This is a genomic window from Paenibacillus lautus, from assembly GCF_050482385.1.
Classification (GTDB): domain Bacteria; phylum Bacillota; class Bacilli; order Paenibacillales; family Paenibacillaceae; genus Paenibacillus_AQ; species Paenibacillus_AQ lautus_B.
On record NZ_JBCNHV010000039.1, the window covers coordinates 43,194 to 49,193 of the forward strand.

Consider the following 6,000-nt stretch of genomic DNA (forward strand, 5'->3'; position numbering starts at 1 on the left):
TTTAGCACGAACAAGTGATAGATTATTACTGCCTTCGTTATCATGAGTCTGCGTGTGCGGCCTCATGATGGACGGGCAGTCCATATAGAGGTGAGTCTGTTTGAAACATAGAGTCGTTGTAACAGGAATGGGAGTCATGACTTCGATTGGTCAAGACCTGGATACATTCTGGAACAGTTTGATGGAAGGCAAGTCTGGCGTATCCCGCATCGAAGCATTTGATGTGAGTGATTACACAACGCAGATCGCAGCATCCATGAAGGATTTTAATCCGGAGGATTACATGGATCGCAAAGAAGCCCGCAGGATGGACCGATTTGTACAGCTTGCGGTTGCAGCCGGTTCGAAGGCGCTTGAGGACAGTGGTCTTGAAATTGGCGTGAATGCGGATGCAGAGCGTGTTGGCGTATCGATCGGATCGGGTATCGGCGGTTTGGGAACTTGGGAGGATCAGCATAATATCCTGCTCGAGAAGGGCCCGAAACGTGTAAGCCCATTCTTTATTCCGATGATGATCGCCAACATGGCCTCAGGCCAGATGTCGATCAATCTGGGAGCCAAGGGTCCAAACACCACACAGGTTACGGCTTGTGCTACCGGAACGCATTCGATCGGCGATTCATATCGTCTGATTCAGCGTGGTGATGCGGATGTCATGATCTGCGGCGGGGCGGAGGCAACCATTCGTCCAACAGGGATGGCTGGTTTCTGCGCTATGCGTGCAATGTCAACCCGCAATGACGAGCCGGAGAAAGCCAGCCGGCCATTCGATACCGGCCGCGACGGTTTTGTAATGGGTGAAGGCGCGGGCGTACTTGTGATCGAATCCCTGGAGCATGCGTTGAAACGCGGTGCCAACATTTATGCCGAGGTGGTTGGCTATGGCCTTAGTGCCGATGCCCATCATATTACCGAGCCGGATCCAGATGGAGCAGCTCGCTGCATGAAGATGGCGATCCGTGACGCAGGCATTGCGCCGGAGGAAGTGGATTACATTAATGCTCACGGAACTTCAACGCCGGTGGGTGACCGCTCGGAAACGAAGGCCGTAAAGATGGCACTTGGTGACCATGCCTATAAAGTGGCCGTTAGTTCAACCAAGTCGATGACAGGTCATTTGCTTGGGGCTGCCGGCGGCGTTGAGGCCGTTATCTGCGGACTGAGCTTGAAGAACCAAATCATTGCACCAACGATTAACCTGGAGGATCAAGATCCGGAATGCGATCTTGACTACGTACCGAATCACCCGCGTAAAGCCGATTTGGATATCGTCATGTCCAATTCGTTTGGATTTGGCGGGCATAATGCTACGATTATCCTGAAAAAATACGCCGAGTAAGGGGACAGTGTGTTGAGTGGAGATCTGAAGCAGTTACAGCATAAACTTCAAATCCAGTTTCGCAATGCAATGCTGCTGAAGCAGGCCTTTACCCACGCATCTTATGTAAACGAACATCGCTTCAGTCAGAGCCAGGACAACGAGCGTCTTGAATTTCTCGGGGATGCTGTTCTGGAGCTGACGGTGAGCGAATTCTTATACAACCTATTTCCGGACCGTCCGGAAGGTGAGTTAACCAAGCTGCGGGCCGCTATCGTATGCGAGCCTTCCTTGGTGCAATTCGCTGTAGGTCTGGATTTTGGTCGTTACGTTCTGCTAGGCAAAGGAGAGGAAATGACGGGCGGTCGAACCCGCCCGGCTCTTCTGGCAGACGTATTTGAGTCATTTGTGGGGGCGCTTTATCTGGATCAGGGATTGGAAGCGGTTCGCCGGTTTTTAAGCGACCATGTCTTTCCCACGGTGACCGTCAACGGTCGTCCGCAGATGAGCGATTATAAGACCGAGCTTCAAGAACTGACCCAGCATCACGGCATGGGCGCACTGGAATATCGTATCGTAGAAGAGCGAGGACCGGCACATGAGCGGGAGTTTGTCTCGGAGGTATACATGGGAAGCGAATGTCTTGGACGCGGAAGCGGCAGATCCAAGAAAGAAGCCGAGCAGCAGGCAGCGGCAGTAGCCTTAAAGCAGCTGAAACGTGCGGATGCCTAAAGCTTCGCTGATGTGATGACAAACAAAGAGCAAAGAGCAGTCAAGCGGATAACCGGCCCCGGATAGGATGACTGTTTTTTGCTCTTTTCGTTGTCTGTCTTTATAAAGGGACAGCTGCTTATAACGTTGATGGACCTCGTCCAGAGACGGCGGTGAAGCCGATTCTACTTGTGGTACAATAGCAGGAGAGGTGATAGGTCGAATATGTTTTTAAGACGGATCGAGTTAGCAGGATTTAAATCGTTTGCCGACAAGACGGAGATGGAATTTGTCCGGGGAATCACAGCCGTTGTAGGTCCGAATGGCAGCGGTAAGAGCAACATTTCCGATGGGATCCGCTGGGTGCTCGGCGAGCAAAGTGCCAAATCGCTTCGCGGCGGCAAGATGGAGGATATTATCTTTGCCGGGAGTGATGCGCGCAAAGCGGTTAATTATGGAGAAGTCTCCCTTACGCTGGACAACGAGGACCATGTGTTGCCGCTGGATTTTAATGAGGTAACCGTAACCAGACGGGTGCACCGCAGCGGGGACAGCGAGTATTTCATTAATAGGCAATCGTGCCGACTCAAGGATATTACGGAGCTGTTCATGGATACCGGAATCGGTAAAGAAGCCTATTCCATCATTGGACAAGGCCGTATTGAGGAGATTTTGAGTACACGTTCAGAAGATCGCCGGGGGATTTTTGAGGAAGCATCCGGGATCGTTAAATATAAATCTCGTAAAAAAGAGTCTGTGCGCAAGCTGGATGAAACGGAGCAAAACCTGCTTCGTATCCACGACTTAGTTACAGAGCTAGAGGATCAGATCGGACCGCTGAAAGAGCAGTCCGAGAAGGCTATTCGCTACAAGGAGCTTCGGGAAGAGCTGAAGCACAAGGAAATTTCTTTGTATGTGTATCAGATCGAACAGATACATACCTCATGGAGCGAGGCCAATGCCAAGCTGGAGCAGCTGAAGGAAGAGCAGCTTGCCCTGTCCACCGTTGTATCTGCGCACGATGCCAAGCTGGAGAGTGACAGATCGGCGCTGCGCCAGCTAGAGCAGGAAGTTGAAGACCTGCAGAGCCAGCTGCTTCAATTCAGCGAGCTGTTTGAGAAGAGCGAAGGCTATGGCGAAGTGCTCAAGGAACGCCGCCGTAACCTGGAACGTACGCGCGAGCAGCTGGAAGAAAGTTTGCAATCCGGCGATCACCGTTTGGGAGCGCGCGTAAGCGAGCTTGCGAGCATGAGGAGCAAGCTGCAAGAGCTCCAGCAGGAATTAACCCAAGTGCGGGATCAGCTGTCTGCGGAAGAAGCGAAGCTGGTGGGCGTAACCGGCGGAATCAGCCAGCAGCAGGAAGAGAGCTTGAAGGGGAATTTGCTGGAGCTTATGAACCAAATGGCTCAAGCGCGGAATGAAATCCGGTATGCGGACCAGCAGCAGGAGGCGCTGGACCGGCGGATGAATCGAGCACAAGAAGAGTCAGGTAAGTGGGAAGCCCTGAAAGAGGACTTGCTCCGCCGCAAAGAGAGCATCGATCGAAGCGTTGAACGCTTCGGTAAAGAGATTGCCGACCTCCGCAGCGGTTATATCAGCGAGAGCGAGCGATATCAATCCCTGCAGAAATTGCAGGAAGAGACGCAGGGAGCCCTTCGGAAATGGGAGCAGAAGCGGGAAGCGCAAATTTCCCGCCGCGATACCATGAAAGAGCTTCAGGACGATTTTGACGGATTTATGCTGGGTGTTAAAGAAGTACTGAAGGCTTCCCGCAAATCCGTGCTCCACGGGGTCCATGGCGCGGTAGCTGAGCTAATTCGTGTACCGGAAAAGCTGGAGCTTGCGATGGAGACCGCCCTTGGCGCATCGGTTCAGCATATCGTCATGGAGAACGAATCCGTATCCAGGCAGGCGATTGCCTTCCTGAAGCAGCGCCAGTTAGGACGGGCAACCTTTCTGCCTTTGGACGTCATTCGTCCACGGAATGTATCCGCTTCGGATCGGCACTTGGCTGAAGGGGAAGCCGGGTTTGTAGGCTTTGGCTCCGAGCTGGTGAAGTATGATTCCAGATACAGCAACATCGTCGGCAGCCTTCTGGGCAATGTCGTGATCGCCGAGACCTTGGAGCAAGCGAACAAGATTGCTGCAAGATTCTCCTATCGCTTCCGTGTAGTCACGCTCGAGGGAGACGTGGTCAATGCAGGCGGATCCATGACAGGCGGTAGTCAGCACAAGAAAACGAATAGCTTGCTGGGACGCAAGCGTCAGCTGGAGCAGCTGGATCAGGAAATCATGGAGACCGAGAAGCAGCTGGAGAAGCTGCAGCAGGGCATTGAAAGTGTCCGGAATCAAATGATCGAATCTCAGGATAAGCTGGACGAGCTTCGTAAAGCTGGAGACGACAAGCGGATCGAGGAACAGCAAGCTGCAGGGGACCGCAAGCAGCTTGAGCATGAGCTGCGCCATGTCCTCGAACAAGCTGAGCTGGCAGGCGAAGAGAAGAGCAGTCAAGAGAAGGAAGCCAAAGAGATTCAGGCAAGCCGTGAGCGCGCCCAGAAGCTGTTGACCGAGCTGGAGGAGGAAGAGAAATCAACCCATCTGGCGATTCAAGCTGCAGAATTTGCCCGTAAAGCAAACGAGTCGGCGAAGGAAGAGCTTCAGAGTCAGCTGACGAACCTCAAGGTTCGCGAAGGAAAGCTGGATCAGGAAACCTTCTCGCTGGAGGAACAGCTCAAGCGCCTTCAGTCGGATGTCGACAACCATGAGAAGGAGCAGAAGCAGAACCGCACGATGCTGGCCTCCGTTCAAGCCGACCTGAATCAGAACGAAAGCGAAAGCGTGAAGCAGATCGAGGATCTGAATCAGTACAAGCTGAAGAAGGAAGAGGCGACCCAGCAGCTTGAATTCAAACGGGCTGCACGCACCGCGCTAAGCCGGAAGCTGGAGCTGGAAGAGAGCGAAACCAAGGAACAGCGCACGCAGCTGCGGTCCGTGGATGATCAGCTTCGCCAGACCGAGATTGGGGTAAACCGGCTCGATGTTGAGCTTGAGAATATATTGAAGAAATTAAGCGAGGACTATGAGCTGAGTTATGAGCTTGCCAAGCAGCGTTATCCGATTCCGGAAGACATCACTGCCGCTCAGAACGAAGTACGTGACTTGAAAAGGTCGATAACTTCCCTCGGAGATGTGAATCTTGGGGCCATTGAAGAGTATCAGCGTGTCAATGAGAGATATCTGTTCTTGAGTGAGCAAAAGGCGGATCTCGTTGAAGCGAAAACAACGCTGTACCAGGTCATTAAGGAAATGGACGATGAAATGTCCAAGCGCTTCAAGCTGACGTTCGATGCGATCCGGCGCGAGTTCGGCACGGTATTTACGAAGCTGTTCGGAGGTGGACGAGCCGACCTGGTCCTGATCGATCCGGATCGATTGCTTGAGACGGGGATCGATATCGTTGCACAGCCCCCTGGCAAGAAGCTGCAAAATCTGCAGCTGCTCTCCGGCGGAGAGCGTGCATTAACCGCGATGGCGCTGCTGTTTGCCATTTTGCAGGTGAAGCCGGTTCCGTTCTGCGTACTGGATGAGGTCGAAGCGGCGCTGGATGAAGCGAACGTGGTCCGTTTTGCCCAGTATTTGCGGGAGTTCTCTGAACAAACGCAGTTTATTGTGGTCACCCACCGCAAAGGAACGATGGAAGAGGCGGATGTGCTGTACGGCGTCACGATGGAAGAAGGCGGCGTGTCGAAGCTGGTGTCCGTCAAGCTTGAGAATGAGGAAGCGGAGATTGCCTAATTTAAGAGGTTGTTCAAAAAGCCCGTTTTTGATAAGAAAACCTCTATCGAGGCCACTTCAAGGATGAGCGACCGCGATGCATAGGTAGGTTTTCTTGCGATATAGAATTTCATCAGTTCCACTGATAACTCATAAATTCTATATCTAACACGAAGTGAATCAGGAAGCAACTCGGC

At 52.7% G+C, this 6,000-nt stretch carries 4 protein-coding genes; 3 read left to right on the top strand and 1 reads right to left on the bottom strand.

Translation table 11 applies throughout. The annotated features are described in order from the left end of the window. The first annotated feature begins 100 nt into the window (after window positions 1-100). The 3 genes from fabF (at window position 101) to smc (ending at window position 5,824) form a co-directional block, all read left to right on the top strand. Window positions 101-1,339 (top strand): beta-ketoacyl-ACP synthase II, encoded by a 1,239-nt coding sequence (fabF, locus tag ABEW73_RS33290; protein ID WP_076325026.1) that lies wholly within the window; start codon window positions 101-103, stop codon window positions 1,337-1,339. 12 nt (window positions 1,340-1,351) lie between these two features. Then, window positions 1,352-2,050, top strand: a complete 699-nt coding sequence (rnc, locus tag ABEW73_RS33295; protein WP_071220044.1) for a ribonuclease III — start codon at window positions 1,352-1,354, stop codon at window positions 2,048-2,050. 204 nt (window positions 2,051-2,254) lie between these two features. Then, entirely contained in the window at window positions 2,255-5,824 is a 3,570-nt protein-coding gene (gene smc / locus ABEW73_RS33300; protein ID WP_430168479.1) for a chromosome segregation protein SMC, read from the top strand. Here the strand turns inward: smc and ABEW73_RS33305 are convergent. Beyond that, window positions 5,821-6,000 (bottom strand): hypothetical protein (locus ABEW73_RS33305; protein WP_430206428.1); only part of this gene is annotated, 180 nt, incomplete at its 5' end. The two genes, smc and ABEW73_RS33305, sit on opposite strands and share 4 nt — an antisense overlap.

What these genes read in the sequence shown, in the direction of transcription:
- smc (WP_430168479.1), top strand. Translation starts at nt 2,255, where the DNA reads ATGTTTTTAAGACGGATCGAGTTAGCAGGATTTAAATCGTTTGCCGAC.